The sequence below is a fragment of the Pseudazoarcus sp. NS34 genome (genome assembly GCF_059703725.1).
In genome coordinates, this window is record NZ_BAAKIZ010000003.1 from 167,601 (window position 1) to 185,818 (window position 18,218).

Genomic DNA, 18,218 nt, shown 5'->3' on the forward strand with positions numbered 1-18,218 from the left:
AGCCACAACGCCCGCCGAACGGAGGCCCGCTTGTGTTTCAGTATCTCCAGACCTGGTTCAACCGCCACTTCTCGGACCCGCAGGTTGTCGTCCTCGCGCTGGTGTTGCTCATTGGCGTGGGCATTGCGCTGTTCGCCGGGCACCTGCTGGCACCGCTCATTGCCAGTGTCATCCTCGCTTACCTGCTTGAAGGCGTAGTGCGCGTGCTGGTGCGTCACGGCGCACGACGCTCGATCGCCGTCGTGCTGGTTTTCTGCCTGTTTTTGAGCCTGTTCGTCGCCACCATGCTGCTGCTGATTCCGCTGCTGGCTGGCCAGGTCGGCCAGTTGGCACGCGAGCTCCCGGCCATTGCTTCGCAGCTGCAGGATGTCGCGCTGCACCTGCCCGAGCGTTATCCGCAGATTTTCTCCGACCAGCAGGTATTCGATCTGCTGGCCTCGATCCGCAACAACATCACCGCCTTCGGCCAGCGCATCGTCGTGCTGTCACTGACCTCTGCGGTGCACTTCATCACGTTCCTGGTCTATCTCGTCCTGGTGCCGCTGCTGGTGTTCTTCATGCTCAAGGACAAGGAGCGCATCGTCGCGTGGTTCCTGCTGTTCCTGCCGAGCGAGCGCAGTCTGGTCAACCACGTGTGGGCCGACGTCGAGACCGGCATCGGCAGCTATGTGCGCGGCAAGTTCATCGAGATCCTGATCGTGTGGGGCGTCACCTACGTGGTCTTCGCCCTGCTCGACCTGCCCTACGCCATGCTGCTCTCCCTGCTGGTGGGCCTGTCCGTGATCGTGCCCTACGTCGGTGCGGCCGTCGTCACGGCCCCGGTAGCCGTCGTGGCTTACTTTGAATTCGGGCTGGCGCCGCATTTCTGGTACGTGCTCGGTGCATACGGCGTCATCCAGTTCCTCGACGGCAACGTGCTGGTGCCGCTGCTGTTCTCGGAGGTGGTCAATCTGCATCCGGTGGCGATCATCGCTGCGGTACTTGTCTTCGGCGGCATCTGGGGGCTATGGGGCGTATTTTTCGCAATACCGCTGGCCACCCTGATCGCGGCAGTATTGAGGGCATGGCCGACACCGCCGGAGCCGGGGCAAGCAACGCCCGGCACATGACGCGGACAGCCGGTCATCCCCGCAACCCTGACGCAAGGACTGAGGATGGAAACGCTCGACCACTACATTAACGGCAAGCCCTTCAGCGCCCCAGACCGGCAAGCGGCCGTGCACAATCCGGCCTCTGGCCAGGTCGCCCGTAACGTCGAGCTGGCCTCGCGCGGCACCGTGGAACGCGCTATTGCCGCGGCGCACGACGCCTTCCCTGCCTGGCGTGCCACGCAGCCACTCAAGCGCGCGCGCATCCTGTTCAAGTACAAGGAACTGCTCGAGAAGAACGCCGACCGCGTGGTTGCGGCCATCGTCAATGAGCACGGCAAGGTATGGGAGGATGCCCACGGCGAGCTGTCGCGCGGCATCGAGGTGGTGGAATACGCCTGCGGCGCGCCGGAATTCCTCAAGGGCGAACATTCGCGCGACGTCGGTCCGGATATCGACTCGTGGTCCGAGTTCCCGCCGTTGGGCGTGGTGGCTGGCATCACGCCGTTCAACTTCCCGGCCATGGTGCCGATGTGGATGTTCCCGATGGCGCTGGCCTGCGGCAACACCTTCATCCTCAAGCCGTCCGAGAAGGTGCCCAGCACTGCGCGCATCCTCGCCGAACTGCTGACCGAGGCAGGGCTGCCGCCGGGCGTGTTCAACGTCGTCAATGGCGACAAGGAAGCGGTCGACATCCTGCTCACCGATGTGCGCGTGAAGGCCGTGAGCTTTGTCGGCTCCACGCCGGTCGCCGAATACATCTACAGCACCGGCACCGCCCACGGAAAGCGCGTGCAGGCGCTCGGCGGCGCCAAGAACCACGCCGTCGTGATGCCCGACGCCGATCTGGACAACGCCGTGAACGCCATCATGGGCGCAGCCTACGGCTCCTGCGGCGAGCGTTGCATGGCCATCTCGGTGGTCGTCGCGGTGGGCGACGCGGTGGGCGACGAACTGGTCAAGCGCCTCAAGCCCAAGGTCGAAGGACTGCGCATCGGAAACGGGGTCGAACGCGGGCTGGATATGGGCCCGTTGGTCACCGGCGCGCACCGCGACAAGGTGCGCGCCTACATCGACCTCGGCGCGGAGGAAGGTGTCAGCATGGTCGTCGACGGGCGCAAGCTGAAGGTGGCTGGCCATGCAGACGGCTTCTTCCTCGGCGGCACGCTGTTCGATCAGGTCAAGCCGCACATGCGCGTCTATCAGGAGGAGATCTTCGGCCCGGTGCTGGCCATCGTGCGCGTGCAGAACCTGGCCGAAGCCATTGCGCTGATCGACGCGCACGAATTCGGCAACGGCACCTGCGTGTTCACGCGCGACGGCGCCGTCGCGCGCCATTTCACCGATGCCGTGCAGGTCGGCATGGTCGGCGTCAACGTGCCGCTACCGGTGCCGGTGGCGTGCCAGAGCTTTGGCGGCTGGAAGCGCTCGCTGTTCGGCGACCTGTACGCTTACGGCCCCGACTCGGTACGCTTCTACACCCGCCGCAAGACCATGACCCAGCGCTGGGCGGTGCGAGGCGTCGAGAAGGCGCAGTTCGCCTTCCCCAGCAACGGCTGACGCGGTAAGGTTTCAGACGGTGGGCGGCGTCCGCGCCGCCCGTTTCGCTTTCAGGAGAACAAACAATGATCAAATCCCGTGCCGCAGTCGCCTGGGGCCCCGGCCAACCGCTGGAAATTACCGAAATCGACGTCGCCCCGCCGCAAGCCGGCGAGGTATTGGTGCGCATCGTCGCCAGTGGCGTGTGCCACACCGACGCTTTCACGCTGTCGGGCGATGACCCCGAGGGCATCTTCCCAGCCGTGCTGGGCCATGAAGGCGGCGGCATTGTCGAGGCCGTCGGCGCCGGCGTGACTTCGGTGGAGGTCGGCGACCACGTCATTCCGCTGTACACGCCGGAATGCCGCAGCTGCAAGTTCTGCACCTCGGGCAAGACCAACCTGTGTCAGGCCATCCGCTCGACGCAGGGCAAGGGCCTGATGCCGGACGGCACGACGCGCTTCTCGAAGGACGGCAAGCCCATCTACCACTACATGGGCACCTCGACCTTCTCGGAATACACCGTGCTGCCCGAGATCGCGCTGGCCAAGATCAATAAGGAAGCGCCGCTGGAGAAGGTGTGCCTGCTCGGCTGCGGCGTCACCACCGGCATCGGCGCGGTGCTCAACACCGCCAAGGTCGAAGCCGGGGCCACCGTAGCGGTGTTCGGACTGGGCGGTATCGGGCTGGCCGCAATCATCGGCGCGGCCATGGCCAAAGCCTCGCGCATCATCGCCATCGACATCAACCCCGAAAAATTCGAGATTGCCCGCCAGCTCGGCGCGACCGACTGCGTGAACCCCAAGGACTACGACAAGCCGATCCAGCAGGTCATCGTCGACCTCACCGACGGCGGCGTGGACTACTCCTTCGAGTGCGTCGGCAACGTGCAACTCATGCGCGCTGCGCTGGAATGCGCGCACAAGGGCTGGGGCGAATCGGTAATCATCGGCGTGGCCGGCGCCGGGCAGGAAATCTCCACCCGCCCCTTCCAGCTGGTCACCGGGCGCGTGTGGCGCGGCTCGGCCTTTGGCGGCGTGCGCGGACGCACCGAACTGCCGCGCTACGTCGAACAGGCCCAGAAGGGCGAAATCCCGCTCGACACCTTCATCACGCACACCATGGGGCTGGATGACATCAACCACGCCTTTGAGCTGATGCACGAGGGCAAGAGCATCCGCACGGTGATCCACTTCTGATAACGACAATGAGCGCACAACTCGAAACCGTCGGCACCAACAAGAGCTTTGGTGGCTGGCATAAGCGCATCCGCCACCATTCCACGACACTGGGTTGCGACATGGTGTTCGCGATCTATCTGCCGCCACAGGCCGAAGCCGGGCCGGTGCCGGTGATGTATTGGCTGTCCGGCCTGACCTGCACCGACGAGAACTTCATGCAGAAGGCCGGCGCACAGCGCGTCGCCTCAGAACTGGGCATTGCCATTGTCTGCCCCGACACCAGCCCGCGCGGCGATGGCGTGCCGGACGACCCGGCCGGTGGCTGGGATTTCGGTCTTGGCGCGGGCTTCTACGTCAACGCCACGCAAGCCCCGTTCGATCGCCACTACCGCATGTACGACTATGTGGTGAGCGAACTGCCGGCGCTGGTTGAGGCCAGCTTCCCGGTGAACGACCGCCGCTCGATTGCCGGGCATTCGATGGGCGGCCACGGGGCGCTGGTGTGCGCGCTGAAAAATCCGGGGCGTTACCTCGCGGTGTCGGCCTTCGCGCCCATCGTTCATCCCGCTGGGGTGCCATGGGGCGAGAAGGCCCTCAACGGTTACCTTGGCCCGGACCGCGAGGCCTGGAAAGCCTGGGATACCTGCGAACTCATCGCTGATGCCACCGAGCGTCTGCCCTTGCTCGTGGATCAGGGCGCGGCCGACCCGTTCCTGCATGACCAGCTCAAGCCGGAATTGCTGCAACAGGCCTGCGAACGTGCCGGCCACCCGCTGACCCTGCGCCTGCAGGACGGCTACGACCACAGCTATTACTTCATCGCCAGCTTCATCGGCGAACATCTGCTGCATCACGCAGCGGCCCTGCGTAGCTGACTGAAAAGCCGCCGCCAGAAGCGCGGCGGCGGCTTGATTCAGCCCTCCCTTGACCCCGGTCAACAAAGGGTTTTCCCTTCCCCTCTAGCTTTGGGCTTTGCGTCTAAACTCAGACTGTGTCAGCAATCTGTAAGGCCTTAGCTCCTGGATGTCGATCCGCCACCTGCTCCTGTCCCTGATCGCCTTGCTCACCACGTTGGCCGTTGCCATTGCGGCCCGCGAGGTCGTGGACATGCGCGTCCGCAGCGAGGCCATCGACTGGTTGCAGAACAGCAACCGGATTTCCGGACTGGCCCAGCAAGCCAGCGGTGCGCTGGCCCGCGAACGCGGCTTGACGGCCATGATGCTGTCGGCCAACCAGGCCGACCCGGAACTGCTGCAAGAACTTGCGCGCATCCGTCAGGCCGCCGACGCCCAGCTCGGCTCGCTGTCGGCCCAGGCTGCACCCACCGCTGCGCTGGCACCCGATCACGCGTTGGTGAGTGGCCTCCTCGAAGTTCGCGCGCTGCACTCCGAACTGCAGAGCTATCGCGGCGCCGTCGATGCCACCTTGCACGGCGTGCCAATGGATCTGGAGATCGACCCACAGCGCTGGGTGGATCTGGTGACGCGGCACATCGAATTCCTGCATCACCTGGTCAGCACCAGCATCGCCCCGGTCGGCGACAACAGCCCGCGCACCACCGCGCAACCGCTGATCAAGGACGCGCTGTTCACCCTGAGCGAACTGCTCGGCCAGGAGCGCTCCATCATCGCCTCGGCGCTGGCTCGCAACGAGCCCATCGGGCCGATCCGCAAGCGCGAGCTCGAGCACTTCCGCTCGAACATCCTCCATACCTGGAAGCGCGCTGACAGCCTGCTTGAACACTTCGCCGATCGCGCGCCCATCGAACAGGCGGTTGACCGGTTCTGGACCGACCTCTTTGTGCACTACGAAGACATGCGCAGCGCCGTCATCAGCGCCGACGCCGACGGCCTTCCCTACCCCGTGAGCGCCCGCGAGTGGTTCGACAACGCCACACGCGGCATCGACGCCGTGCTGGCCTTGTCAGAAGTACTGGGCGCGGAGATCGACCAGCGCGCTTCGCGCCTGCGCTCCGAGGCCAATGCCGAGTTCATGCTGACGGTCGTCAGCCTGCTGCTCGCCCTGGCGGCCTTCGCAATTGCCGGGCTGGTCGTGCAGCGACGCGTACTCAAGCCCTTGCTGGCGCTGGAACAATCCGCCAACGCCATCTCTTCGGGCAATCTGATGCATGTCACGCCGGTGAGCGCTGCGGACGAGCTGGGGCGGCTGGCCGGCGCTTTCGAACACATGCGCCTGTCTCTGCTTGCCGCCGAGCAGGAACGTGAAGTGACCATGCAGGAGATGCACAAGCTCAATACCGCCATCGAGCACAGCGTCAGTTCCGTCATCATCACTGACGAGCGCGGCGTGATCGAGTACGTCAATCCCCAGTTCACGCTCACCAGCCGCTATGCCCCGGAAGACGTGGTCGGGCGGCATGTGAGCATTCTGAAATCAGGCTATACGCCGCCCACGCACTATCAAGGCATGTGGGAAACGCTGCAGGACGGCAAGGCCTGGAAAGGCGACCTGCTGAACCGCCGCAAGGATGGCGAGCTGTACTGGGAATCGGTATCGATCAGCCCGATCTGCAACGACAGCGGAGACGTCATCCACTTCATCAGCATCCAGCACGACATCTCGGACCGCAAACGCATCGAAGCGCGGCTCGACTTCATGTCGTCCTACGACCCGCTTACCCGTCTGCCCAACCGCGCTCTGCTCAACCTGCGCTTCTCCGATGCACGCGCCAATGCTCGTCGCGACGGCACGCGGGTGGCTCTGCTCACCGTCGGCATTCAGCACTTCAAGCGCATCAACGACAGCCTCGGGCACGACATCGGCGATCACTTCCTGTGCGAGATCGCCACGCGTCTGACGCATGCCACGCGCGAGGAAGACACCGTTTCTCGCCTGTCCGGCAGCGAATTCGCGATCCTGCTTACGGGCATTGCCGACTCCGACGACGTCATCGTGCTCACGCGCACACTACTCGAAGCCTTGCGCAAGCCCCTCTACATCGAAGACCACGTGCTGCAACCCAACCTGCACGCCGGCATTGCCACGCTGCCCGACGACGGCGAAACCCTCGACCAATTGCTCACCAGTTCCAGCATGGCGTTGCACCAGGCCGAACGCGACGGCAGCGAGCCCTTCATGTTCTACACCGAGGCGCTCAACGCCGAAGCACAGGCGCGCCTGTCGCTCGAATCCGCACTGCGGCTGGCGCTTGCCAGCAACAAGCTCGAACTGCACTACCAGCCCAAGCTCGACCTGATCAGCGGCGAGATCATCGGCGCCGAAGCCTTGGCCCGCTGGCGTCATCCGGACACCATGGAGTACGTGCCGCCAGATCGCTTCATTCCGATCTCCGAAGAAAGCGGTCTGATCCACGCGCTCGGCGAATGGGCTCTGCAGGAAGCCTGTCGGCAGAACCGCCAATGGCAGGACAACGGGCTTCCGAAAATCCCTGTGGCGGTCAACATCTCCGCGCTGCAACTGCAGCAACGCAACCTGCCCGAGCAGATCGCGGCGGCGCTGAAACGCACCGGCCTTGAAGCCGATTACCTGGAAGTCGAGTTGACCGAGAGCGCGGTCATGGACAACCCGGAAGAAGCCGCCATCGCGCTGCATCTGCTCAAAGCCATCGGCTTGCGCATCGCCATCGACGACTTCGGCACCGGCTACTCGAGTCTGGCTTACCTGAACCGTTTCCCGGTGGATCTGCTCAAGATTGATCGCAGCTTCATCAGCCGCCTGGAATCCGACCCGAGTGCCGCCACCATCGCCAGCTCGGTGATCGCGCTGGCCCACCGCATGGGTCTGCGGGTTGTCGCTGAGGGTGTCGAGAACGCGGCTCAGCTGGAATTCCTGCGCCGCGAATCATGCGACGAAATCCAGGGCTATCACTTCAGTCCGGCGCTGCCGGCAGCTGCGTTTGCAGATCTGCTGCGCTCCTCGCGAACGCAAGCTCAGTCCTGACACTGCCTCCCGGCAAACCAGATTGACTGAAGACGCTGTGCCTACACCACAGACACAGCCGCAATCGCAAACGGCGCCGGCCGAGCACGCTCGAGCGTTTCAGACGTCGCACCGGCCAGCACGCTGAACTGCCCGAGCGATTCAATCGAAATGCAGCTTGTCAGGCTTTCACTCAGCGGCACGCGACATCGAAAAGCCTGCACCTTCTCGGTCGCCCCTCGCCGCACCCGCAAGGAAATCCGACCCACGATCTGACCATCAAGGGCGACATCCAGGCGCCGACGCGAAGCGCCCTCCACCGGACACATCAGCTCGACAATCAGCGCCTTGCCCGCGCACTGCGGCAACGCGACTTCATGCCGTACGCCGAACTCGCTGCACTCCTGCGACAGGTCGATTCGCCGCACACCGTGCCCGCCGAGCAGCAGCGGGCGGATACGCGGGACGACGTCACGTTCACGCCCTGCCCGGATGGCCGGGTAAAAGAAGCCGACAACGCTCTGCAACGGCTTGGCCCGGGCCACCGGCAACGCTTCCAGCCAGAAGCGAAACCAGTCGCCACGCACGGCTCGTTCGGCTGCGAGTGCGCGGACGCCCTCCGCGGCATGCGGGTTGTCGCCCATACGATCCAGCGAACGCAAGGCCGCAAGCGTGGCGGGCAGAACGTTGAGTGAGCGTGCTGCACTCACCAGCGCCTGCGCATCAAAGCGGGCGTCCCGCAGCAAGGTATCCAGATCGAACAGCCAGGAAAAACCATAGTCACTTTCGGACCGGGCCCGCACGCCATGTGCCGCGGCAATTGCCACCAGGTCGGTCAACGCAGGCACCCGCACCGGAGAACCGTGAAACACCGCAGCATCCGAACGGTTCCAAAGCTCATCCAGCACCACATCCGGCAACGCCGGACCGTGAATCGGCTGATGGTGCACATCGATATCGCCGAACGGCAGCTTGCGCAGATTCGTGCCCGAGGCAAAGCGCCAGCGCACGCACGAGTACTCCATCGAGTCCTTCGAGCGCCAGCCCGCGGCATGCAGCGCGCGCACGGCAGCCGCAAAGTCGCGTCTGCGCATCATGACGTCCAGGTCGCCGCTGAGACGCGCGCCACTCCCTTTGGCCAGCACAGCCTGCAGCGCGCCGCCCTTCAGCAACATCACCTCGATACCGCTATCGGCAAGCACCTGCACGGCCGAAGCGGAGCCGCGCAACACCATCTGCGAGCGCGTCCAGTCCGCCCGCGCGAGCCCTTCGACGCGCGGCCGGTAGGCACACTGCGGAGCAATCGTTGTCAGTCGTCGGGCAACGTAGGCAAGGATCTTGTGCTCGTCCCAGGTCACATCGTCGAGATCTCGCCGCTGCGTCCATTCGCGCCAGCACGCGGCCGCCGCAAGGTCGTCCCGCAGCGCGGCGCCTATTAGCAACGCCGCCTCGGCGCGGGGAATCAAGCGGTCGCAGAGCCGCGCCTGCAGATCATTCATTGCCGGCCTCACCGGCCTCACCGGCCTCACCGGCCTCACCGGCAGCCAGTGCACGTCGCCGCTCAAGCGCGCGCCTCACTACGTCGATATAACCCCGATCCTTGGCTGCATCGCGCCCGTAGGAGAGGCTGCCAGGCCGGATGCGACGCAGGGCCAACACCTCCGGCATCATTTCGAAGCGCAGGCCCAGCTCGCGTGCACGCGCCAGCCAGTCCACCGTGTCACCCCGCCCTCCGACCGGGTCCACCATCGGGCCAACGCTGCGAGCAGCCGCGGTGCGCACCATCATCGTGGTCCGTCCCCACATGTCCGCTTCCGAGCCGTATTCGGGCTGAGCAAGAGGCCCACGGAAAGTCCGGACCCGCCCGAACACTCCGGCAAGATCAGCGCAATCGGCCAGACGCGCGAGTTGCGCCGCTGCCTTGCCGGGCAACCAGACGTCGTCCGAATCCAGAAAGGCGGTCAGCGGCGCTGTTACGCTTGCCAGACCAGCATTCGTCGCGGTTCCGCAGCCCTGATTGGGCTGCTGCAGGAGGCGCACAGGAGCACCGTAGCCACGCACGACCCCCGCCGTACCATCACTCGATCCGTCGTCTACGACGATGATCTCGGCGGGGGCAACGGTCTGCGCCAGCAAGGAGTCGAGCGCCTCACCGATCGTGTCCTGCGCATTCCACGCTGGGATTACAACCGCGTACTCATTCATTCGAGAACAACCTCTCCGCTTCCGATCGCGCTTTGAACAGATTCCCCAGCTCCACCGCAACGCCACTTGATCTGCGCCGGGCCAACGAACGTCGAATGGCGTCGATGAACCCGGATCTCGTCCGTGCCACGTCATTGGTGGCGTTGGCCCCATGCCGGCGATAGAACACCGCCACTTCGTCTTCTGCAAGGTATGGCGTACCTGCCTCCAGCATGCGTAGGTAAAAATCAGTGTCCTCGCCGTAACGCATGTCTTCGGCAAGACACCCCAGTTTCGTCAGCAGCGTGCGCCTGAACACCCCGGCACTCAGGGATACCCCCCTTACCGTTACCGTCCGGCTCCCTGCGCGGGGAAGCAGCTGTTCGGCATCCTCATCCTCGAAGATCTGCAACAGCCCCACGACACAATCGATCTCCGCGCGCGCATTCAACAGCCCCACCTGACGTTGGAGTCGTCCAGCGGGATTCAGGTCATCACAATCAAGGTAGCTCACCAGAGAGACACTCTCTCTCAGTGCATCCAGGCCGGCATTGCGCGCCCTGGATACGCCACCGTGGTCCACCTCCAGCAGCCGAACGCAGGGGTGCTCACGCGCAATAGCACGCACGATCTCGCGCGACGCATCGGCCGAGCCATCGTCCACAACGACGATCTCCAGCCCCACCTCGCTCTCGCGCAACAGCGAACGCAGACCATTCGCCACATAGCGCTCTCCGTTGAACACCGGCATGATCACGCCGAGCTGCGCATCACTCGTCACAAGCCGACTCCATCAAAAAACGATTCAGCGCCGCAGCGATCTCCGCGGCATCCCTCGACAAGGCCATTTCCACGCAAGGCAAGCTGCGACACAGCGACGCTGCAAAGGCGATGCCTTCACGCTCGCCATCCGGCAACTGAAACGACGACGAAGGCGCCAGAGCCCTCATGGCCTGCCCTGCCGAGACGGGCTGAAAGCTGCTTTGAGCGGCCCCCGCGATGCGCGGGATGACGATGGCACTGATGCGCAGCACATCAACAAACGGACTGCGCTCCAGCATGTCCGCGTGAATCTCATATTTGCCCTGCCAGTTCAACGGCCCGAACGCATCCAAAGCGGCTTCCCCCATTGCACGGCGCACCCCGCCCGGGTCCTGTTTGAGAATGCGGAACAACGGATATGCGCGGGCCTCGGCCCCGGACCGCGCCACAACGCAATAGTCATCCCCTACGGTATCCAGGCCGGCCGCGATTCCGGCCAGGGTCGTGCCCGACTTGCCCGACCCGCCGGCGCCGACCAGCAGCACGCCACGACCGCCTCGGCCAACGGTACCCGCGTGGCAAAGCTGCATGCCGCGAGCCGCATGCGCCCAATGCAAGAAGGCGCGCAACGGCCCGCCGCTCTCCCAGTCAGCCATAGCACCGGGTCGCCGGATCAACTGCACACCAAGACCGGCACTGGCGTCAAAGAACTGCCAGACACGCGGATCATGCAAGTAGGCGCCGCGCAAGCCAATAGCGGAAAGCGCGCGGATCATCGCCTGACGATCAAACACGGATGTTGGCCATGGCTGCGGCTGAGGCCACCCAAGGCTCTCTGCGTCGAGCAGGAATATCGTTACGTCGGCTGGGCCGTCACTCGCTGGCGATCTGAGCGCAAGGTTGCGGGCGCAGAGTTCCGCATAGCCCGGATCACTGAACCAGGCGTCCACGCGTATGCGCATGCATTCAAAGCGACGAACAAACAGACGCCCGCGATCGAGTTGGCGCGCAGCCTGCAGCAGCGCGTGTCCGTAATCCGCAGCCGAGAGACCTGCGGTGGGCAAGCCCGAAGGCTCAGCTCGCGTCACGGCGAACCGGCCAGCCAATGTCCTCTTCAACGTCGTGAATCGGGTCAGACAGGATCAGCTCGGCCATGTCATCGAACGCCTCGATTACCGGCGCCCGCTTTTCGCGTGAAAGTTCAATTGCGGAAGCAGCTTCGGCAGCCGATAACGACTCGCGAACATCGCACGGACGAATCAGTCGCGCTTCCAGCAGGGACGCAAAAAACGTTGCCACGGCGTCTGACAAGGTTCCGTCGACTCGGGCAACCGCCTCCGTCAACGCTGCCGGCCCGTGGCCTGTGCGCATATCCCGCCAAAGCGTTGCAGCCACTCCGCGCAGGCTGAAATATCGGCCATCTGCGAGGTTGAGCACCACGATCTCGGTACCGAAATCTTCATCCACCACTTCTGGTGCGGCAACCTCAAAACAATCCGGCTCTGACACTGCTGACCTCGCTCGAATGAAGCAACAAATCGACGACACGGAGGACAACCTCCGGCCCCCATCACATTCACGCCGCGTGTTGGCGGATCACAATTCTGGCCACTAACCCGCCAGCGTGAGCGAGAGGCGGACGACAGATGCAAACAATAGCCCATCCGCCAGAACTATATTCGCCGAGGCGGCGCCAAGGCCTACTGCGCCGGGCGGTCTCGCCGCCCGCCACACAAGCCTCGATCATTCTCTCGCCACCTCGGCCAACTACCTGTGCTGAAAAACAAATGAAAAAGCCCGTGCAGATGCACGGGCTTTTTGCATTCTTGGCGGAGACGAAGGGATTCGAACCCTTGAGACAGGTTTTGCCCGTCTGCTCCCTTAGCAGGGGAGTGCCTTCGACCTCTCGGCCACGTCTCCTCAAACAAGAGGCGCGATCATAGCGACTCCGCGCCACCCGGTCAAACCGGGATTGCGCTTCAGGCTTGATCGAGACCAAAAGCCTTGTGCAAGACGCGGGCTGCCAGCTCGAGATACTTCTCTTCGATCACGACCGTGATCTTGATCTCGGACGTTGAGATCATCTGAATGTTGATGCGCTCATTGGCCAGCGTCTCGAAAACCTTCGACGCAACGCCCGGGTGCGAGCGCATACCGACACCCACCACCGAGATCTTGGCCATGGTGTCGTCGATCTCGACTTCCTTCGCATTGAACTGCGACATGTTGGCGTCGAGCGTCTTCCTGGCCTTATCCAGATCACCTCGCGCAACAGTGAACGAGAAGTCGGTAGCGCCAGCGTGACCGACGTTTTGCACGATCATGTCGACGTCGATATTGGCGTCGGCAATCGGCCCCAGAATCTTGTACGCAATGCCCGGCACATCGGGAGCGCCGACCAGGGTGATCTTGGCTTCGTCGCGGCTGAACGCGATACCGGTGATGACGGGTTGTTCCATTTTGCTGTCTTCCTCAACGGTGATGAGCGTGCCCTCGCCCTCTTCCTCGAAGCTCGAGAGGACACGCAGCTTGACCTTGTACTTGCCGGCGAACTCGACCGAACGAATCTGCAGCACCTTCGAACCCTGACTGGCCAGCTCAAGCATTTCCTCGAAGGTGATGGTGTCGAGCTTGCGGGCTTTCGGCACGACTCGCGGATCGGTGGTGTAAACCCCGTCCACGTCCGTGTAGATCTGGCATTCGTCCGCCTTGAGCGCGGCTGCCAACGCGACACCGGTAGTGTCCGACCCACCGCGGCCCAAAGTGGTGATGTTGCCCGACTCGTCCACACCCTGGAAACCGGCCACGACCACGACCTTGCCGTCATCCAGATCCTTGCGGATCGGTGCGTCGCTGATCTCGAGAATGCGCGCCTTGGTATGTGCCGAGTCGGTCAGGATGCGGACCTGTCCGCCGGTGTAGCTTTTCGCCGGCACGCCTTCTTCGCCGAGCGCCATGCACAGCAAGCCGATGGTGACCTGCTCACCGGTAGACACCACCACGTCGAGCTCACGCGGAAGCGGATTGGAAGAAACTTCCTTGGTCAGAGCGATGAGGCGATTGGTCTCGCCGCTCATTGCCGAGACCACCACCACGACCTGATCACCACGGGCGCGAAACTTCGCCACGCGCTTGGCCACATTGCGGATCCGCTCGGGCGTTCCAACGGAAGTGCCGCCGTATTTCTGAACTATCAGTGCCATTCGGAATCAACCTGCGGGGTTGCAAAAGTTCGTAATTCTAGCGGCTTTTCGGAACAATTTCGAGCCGCCGGGACTCTCAGAACCCGGAAGTCGGGAAGCGCGATATTGATTCCGGGCACCCATATCAGTTAGTGCTTGTATGTGAAACGAATGCGCCCTATACTGCCATGTCACTACGACCTTAGTAATACGTCAACGTAAGGTCCGCGTAAGCGGATGAGCGCAACCACAGAGACCTTCAAAGGATATTCAAATGAAAGCCACCGACAAGATCGACGTGCGGGAAATCCGTCGCAAGCTCGGCATGAACCAGTCGCAGTTCTGGTCGAAGATCGGCGTAACGCAAAGCGGCGGTTCGCGCTACGAGAGCGGTCGCAACATTCCGCGCCCGGTTCAGGCCCTGCTGCGCCTCGTGCACATCGAACAGATCGACATCAGCAAGATCCGCAAGGAAGACGTCGAAGTCGCCGAGTACCTCAAGTCCAACGATCCGGAAGGCTACAAGTCGCTGAAGAAAGAAGCGCGCGCCGCCCGCAAGGACAAGAGCGCCCGCTGACCCGCGGCAGCCCCGACGGCCAGTTCCGACCCCGGTCGGAACTGGCCGTTTGTCGTTGACCACCGCCTCAAACGCTCCGCCGGCCGAATGCTATACTCGGCTCCCCTTGCCCGGACTCGCGCCGCATGCGCATCACCCGCAAACTCGAATTCGACGCTGGCCATCGCATTCCCGACCACGCCAGCCTGTGCAGACATCTGCACGGTCATCGCTACGTGCTCGAAATCACGCTGTGCGGTGAGATCATCCGCGCCAAGGGCGAAGCGGTAAACGGCATGGTGATGGACTTTGCCGACGTCAAACGCGTTGCCATGCGCCACGTTGTCGAGGTCTGGGACCACGCCTTCCTGGCCTGGCGGGGCGACACCATCGTCACGGACTTTCTTGCCTCGATGCCGGACCACAAGACGGTGCTGCTCGACGTGGTGCCCACCGCGGAAAACCTCGCAGAGGAAGCCTTCCGCATACTCGACCCGCAGTATCGCGACGTGTACGGAAATCATTTGCGCCTGGAGCGCGTCCGGCTCTACGAAACACCGAACTGCTGGGCGGATGCCTTGCGCGACGAAATCGCGCCCTAGAGGCCGGAGCAGCACATATAAAAAAGCCCGCAAACGCGGGCTTTTTTATTGAAGCAGCGCGACTAAAGCGCGTAGCGACGCAAGCGCATGGAGAAGTCCTGCAACTGCTGGATTCCGCTCTGTTCAGCACGCGAGATCCAGTCTTGAAGCTGATGGAGCAACTGCTCGCTGGACGCTGTAGATCGCCCCCAGATGGCCGCCAGTTCCTCGCGCATCGATTTGATCGTGGCCAGCGCATGACTGTCACGCAGCACGTCTTCAAGTTGCGCACGCTCCGTGTCGCAGACCTTGCGGGCGCTGTCGGACAGGATCAGGCGACGCAGCGTCTTGGGGTTGAAGCTCCGACCACCAGCCGCAGCGATTCGCTCCAGCTCTTCGGCGCAGGTATGGCGCAGGGAACGCACGTAGCGCGTCATCACGTCGTAGCGGTGAGTGATCACGGCCTGCAGGGTTTCCAGATCGGCCTCGCTCTTGGCTTCGGTGAAACGCGGCGTCGGAATCACCCTGCGCGCCTTGGCCAGCCCAACGATCTCAAGCAGGCGGATATACATCCAGCCGATGTCGAACTCGTACCACTTGGCCGAAAGCTTGGCCGAGGTGGCAAAGCTGTGGTGGTTGTTGTGCAACTCTTCCCCGCCGACGATGATGCCCCACGGCACAAGGTTGGTCGCTGCGTCCGCGCAATCGAAATTGCGGTAGCCCCAGAAGTGCCCAAGACCGTTGATGACACCGGCAGCCCAGAACGGAATCCAGATCATCTGCACGGCCCAGATCGTAAGACCTATGGCGCCGAACAGCAGCACGTCGATGATCAACATGAGGCTGACACCGAGCACCGAGTGCTTGTAGATATTGCGCTCCAGCCAGTCGTCCGGCGTGCCGTGACCATAGCGTTCCAGCGTCTCGGCATTCTTCGACTCTTCGCGGTACAGCTCCGCACCTTCCCACAGCACCTTGCGGATGCCCTTGACCTGCGGACTGTGCGGGTCTTCGGCGGTCTCGCACTTGGCGTGGTGCTTGCGGTGGATGGCCGCCCACTCCTTGGTCACCATGCCGGTGGTCAGCCACAACCAGAAGCGGAAGAAATGGCTCGGGATGGCGTGCAGTTCAAGCGCGCGATGGGCTTGGTGACGGTGCAGAAACACCGTTACCGCGACGATGGTGACATGGGTCAGCGCGAGTGCAACAAGCACGTAGCCCCACCAGGGAAGATCGATCAAACCATTGAACATGCGATGAAAATTTCCTGCGGTTGCGATAAGGGAATTCTACGCCATCACCCGGAAATTGCCGGGAAATGTAGGGCGGCCATGACAACAATGGGGACGCTTACGGGAATTCAAAGGGCAGTTGGCGAACGGGCGTGGCTGCTGCGCGATGCCGTTCCCAATTGCTTCGGTAGACCCGCGCGACCGCGCAGTTGTTCCTCAGCACGATCAGGTTCTCGGCATTGCGGTTCGCCGCAGACCAAGTGAAGTTGTACGAGCCGGTAAGGACAGCGCAACCGGGCCCGTCAGCGTCCGCCACGATCACCTTGTTGTGTGCGGCCGCATAGGCAGTCTCGAAGGCCACCGGCACACCGGCTGCGAGCAAGAGCGGAATCGCATTGCCGGTCGGGCGCGCATTCATCTTCGCGTCGGCCAGCACCTCCACCCGCACCCCTCGACGATGTGCCGCGACCAGCGCACCGGCAATCGTCTTGCTGGTGAAGACATACGCCTGCACGTGCAGGCTCGAGCGGGCGCCGTCGATCACGCCGATGAGCAGCTTCTCGCCGTCGTCGGCCGGCGGGAAGGCCACCTCGACCGAGCCTTGCGCCTCAAACACCTCACTGGCCACCACCGGAGTGACGACCAGCGCCAGTACGAGCAGCCAGGCTTCAGCCCTGCGCACCATCCGCACGCTCGAACACGGCAGCAAAGAAGCCATCGGTGTCGTGGACATGCGGCAGCAACTGCAGCCGCTCGGCCATGTCGATATTGATGCCCTGCTTGCGCAGCAGTTCGCCGACATCGAGCGCGCGAAACTGAGGATTAGCTGCAACAAAGGCATCGACCACGGCATCGTTCTCCTCGGCCAGAAGACTGCAGGTGGCATACACAAGCCGCCCGCCGGGCCGCACCAGTGCGGCCGCCGAGGTCAGGATATTGGCCTGCAGCGTGCGCATCTCTTCGATGGATTCGGGGCTCTGACGCCACTTCAGGTCGGGGTTGCGACGCAGCGTACCGAGCCCGCTGCACGGCACGTCGACCAGCACGCGGTCGGCCTTGCCAGCAAGGCGCTTCACGCGCGCATCACGCTCATGCGCGATCAGCGCAGGATGTACGTTGGACAAACCGGCTCGCGCCGCGCGCGGCCTGAGGTTGGCGAGCCTGCGCTCGGATACATCGAACGCGTACAGCCGCCCGGTCGAGCGCATCATCGCCCCCAGGTGAAGGGTCTTGCCGCCGGCGCCGGCGCAGAAATCCACAACCAGTTCGCCACGCCGCGGCTGGACCAGAAAGCCAAGTAGCTGGCTGCCTTCGTCCTGAACCTCGAAGCTGCCATCGAGGAAACGCCGATGCGACTGCAAGGCCGGCTTGCCCTCAAGCCGGATACCGTGCGGCGAGAACGGGCAGGCCGTCGCAGGAATTCCGTCCGAACGCAGGTCGGCAAGCACCTCGTCGCGCGAGATGCGGGCGATGTTCACGCGCAAATCCAGCGGCGCGGGCCGGTTCAGCCCCGCAGCCAGCGCCAGCACACCGTCCTCGCCATGCGCCGCCACCAGGCGTTCCGCCAGCCAGTCGGGCAGATCGGTCCGCTCGGCGAGAGACCCCGGACCGGGCTCACTCGCCTTGATCGACGCAATCCAGTCTGCCTCGTGGGGCGAAACCACTCCTTCGAACTGTCGGGCCGACCACCCCTCACCACGCGCCAGCCATGCCAGCAGCAACTGGCGCGGCGTCGCACCCTCCCCGCACAGTCCACGCAGCCAGCGCAGACGACGCAGGATGCCGTACACGCTCTCGGCCACAACACCGCGATCACGATGTCCGAGCTGCCGGTTCTCGCGGAAATAGCGCGACAGCACGGCATCCGCCGGATGGGCGAATGTCAGCACCTCGCCCAGCACTACAGCAGCATGCGTGAGCGGCCCACGCACGTTGGAGGCCGCGGGCTTGCCGCTGGAAGAGTGTCGTGATGGCTTCTTGCTACGGGATGAATTCTGCATGTACTCAGGGCGC

The 18,218-nt window shown here is 63.6% G+C and carries 16 protein-coding genes and 1 tRNA gene; 7 read left to right on the forward strand and 10 right to left on the reverse strand.

Going from position 1 to position 18,218, the window contains the following annotated elements; all coding sequences use genetic code 11:
* The first annotated feature begins 32 nt into the window (after positions 1-32).
* The 5 genes from AC6H0N_RS10925 to AC6H0N_RS10945 all read left to right on the forward strand — a co-directional run bounded on the left by AC6H0N_RS10925 (position 33) and on the right by AC6H0N_RS10945 (position 7,729).
* Positions 33-1,109, forward strand: coding sequence for an AI-2E family transporter (locus tag AC6H0N_RS10925; protein ID WP_497574136.1), 1,077 nt, complete (start codon positions 33-35; stop codon positions 1,107-1,109).
* A 45-nt stretch (positions 1,110-1,154) separates the two neighbouring features.
* Positions 1,155-2,648, forward strand: a complete 1,494-nt coding sequence (locus AC6H0N_RS10930; protein ID WP_497574137.1) for a CoA-acylating methylmalonate-semialdehyde dehydrogenase — start codon at positions 1,155-1,157, stop codon at positions 2,646-2,648.
* Between the two features lie 65 nt (positions 2,649-2,713).
* Entirely contained in the window at positions 2,714-3,826 is a 1,113-nt protein-coding gene (locus AC6H0N_RS10935) for an S-(hydroxymethyl)glutathione dehydrogenase/class III alcohol dehydrogenase (RefSeq protein ID WP_497574138.1), read from the forward strand.
* 8 nt (positions 3,827-3,834) lie between these two features.
* A complete protein-coding gene (gene fghA, locus AC6H0N_RS10940; RefSeq protein WP_497574139.1) occupies positions 3,835-4,683 on the forward strand; it encodes an S-formylglutathione hydrolase in 849 nt (282 codons plus the stop codon).
* A gap of 148 nt (positions 4,684-4,831) precedes the next feature.
* The gene (locus AC6H0N_RS10945) at positions 4,832-7,729 is read left to right on the forward strand and encodes an EAL domain-containing protein (protein ID WP_497574140.1); all 2,898 of its coding nucleotides are present in this window, start codon (positions 4,832-4,834) and stop codon (positions 7,727-7,729) included.
* Positions 7,730-7,770: 41 nt separating this feature from the next.
* Here the strand turns inward: AC6H0N_RS10945 and AC6H0N_RS10950 are convergent, their stop codons facing one another.
* From AC6H0N_RS10950 to AC6H0N_RS10980, 7 genes are all read right to left on the reverse strand, one after another.
* A complete protein-coding gene (locus AC6H0N_RS10950) occupies positions 7,771-9,207 on the reverse strand; it encodes a nucleotidyltransferase family protein (protein ID WP_497574141.1) in 1,437 nt (478 codons plus the stop codon).
* Complete coding sequence (locus AC6H0N_RS10955; RefSeq protein WP_497574142.1) at positions 9,200-9,913, reverse strand: glycosyltransferase family 2 protein; 714 nt, start codon at positions 9,911-9,913, stop codon at positions 9,200-9,202. The genes AC6H0N_RS10950 and AC6H0N_RS10955 overlap by 8 nt, the downstream gene beginning before the upstream one ends.
* Positions 9,906-10,673, reverse strand: a complete 768-nt coding sequence (locus AC6H0N_RS10960; RefSeq protein WP_497574143.1) for a glycosyltransferase family 2 protein — start codon at positions 10,671-10,673, stop codon at positions 9,906-9,908. Before AC6H0N_RS10960 ends, AC6H0N_RS10955 begins: the two co-directional genes overlap by 8 nt.
* Positions 10,663-11,718 (reverse strand): hypothetical protein, encoded by a 1,056-nt coding sequence (locus AC6H0N_RS10965; protein WP_497574144.1) that lies wholly within the window; start codon positions 11,716-11,718, stop codon positions 10,663-10,665. Before AC6H0N_RS10965 ends, AC6H0N_RS10960 begins: the two co-directional genes overlap by 11 nt.
* 10 nt (positions 11,719-11,728) lie before the next feature.
* Positions 11,729-12,121 (reverse strand): PqqD family protein, encoded by a 393-nt coding sequence (locus AC6H0N_RS10970; protein ID WP_497574145.1) that lies wholly within the window; start codon positions 12,119-12,121, stop codon positions 11,729-11,731.
* A 360-nt stretch (positions 12,122-12,481) separates the two neighbouring features.
* A tRNA-Ser gene (locus AC6H0N_RS10975) sits at positions 12,482-12,574 on the reverse strand.
* Positions 12,575-12,633: 59 nt separating this feature from the next.
* Positions 12,634-13,857 (reverse strand): aspartate kinase, encoded by a 1,224-nt coding sequence (locus AC6H0N_RS10980; protein ID WP_497574146.1) that lies wholly within the window; start codon positions 13,855-13,857, stop codon positions 12,634-12,636.
* 253 nt (positions 13,858-14,110) lie between these two features.
* On the opposite strand from AC6H0N_RS10980, the gene AC6H0N_RS10985 reads away from it, so the two are divergent.
* Together AC6H0N_RS10985 and AC6H0N_RS10990 are read left to right on the forward strand one after the other, a co-directional pair.
* On the forward strand, positions 14,111-14,413 hold the full coding sequence (locus AC6H0N_RS10985; RefSeq protein ID WP_497574147.1) for a helix-turn-helix domain-containing protein: 303 nt from the start codon (positions 14,111-14,113) through the stop codon (positions 14,411-14,413).
* 125 nt (positions 14,414-14,538) lie between these two features.
* Positions 14,539-14,994: a 6-pyruvoyl trahydropterin synthase family protein gene (locus AC6H0N_RS10990; RefSeq protein ID WP_497574148.1), complete on the forward strand. Its 456-nt coding sequence runs from the start codon at positions 14,539-14,541 to the stop codon at positions 14,992-14,994.
* Positions 14,995-15,056: 62 nt separating this feature from the next.
* On the opposite strand, the gene AC6H0N_RS10995 is transcribed toward AC6H0N_RS10990, so the two are convergent.
* The 3 genes from AC6H0N_RS10995 to AC6H0N_RS11005 all read right to left on the reverse strand — a co-directional run bounded on the left by AC6H0N_RS10995 (position 15,057) and on the right by AC6H0N_RS11005 (position 18,205).
* The gene (locus AC6H0N_RS10995; RefSeq protein ID WP_497574149.1) at positions 15,057-16,226 is read right to left on the reverse strand and encodes a DesA family fatty acid desaturase; all 1,170 of its coding nucleotides are present in this window, start codon (positions 16,224-16,226) and stop codon (positions 15,057-15,059) included.
* A gap of 97 nt (positions 16,227-16,323) precedes the next feature.
* Positions 16,324-16,890 carry a phospholipase D family nuclease gene (locus AC6H0N_RS11000; protein WP_497574150.1) on the reverse strand — a complete coding sequence of 189 codons (567 nt, stop codon included), beginning with the start codon at positions 16,888-16,890 and terminating at the stop codon, positions 16,324-16,326.
* Positions 16,874-18,205 (reverse strand): RsmB/NOP family class I SAM-dependent RNA methyltransferase, encoded by a 1,332-nt coding sequence (locus AC6H0N_RS11005; protein WP_497574151.1) that lies wholly within the window; start codon positions 18,203-18,205, stop codon positions 16,874-16,876. Before AC6H0N_RS11005 ends, AC6H0N_RS11000 begins: the two co-directional genes overlap by 17 nt.
* Positions 18,206-18,218: the final 13 nt, after the last annotated feature.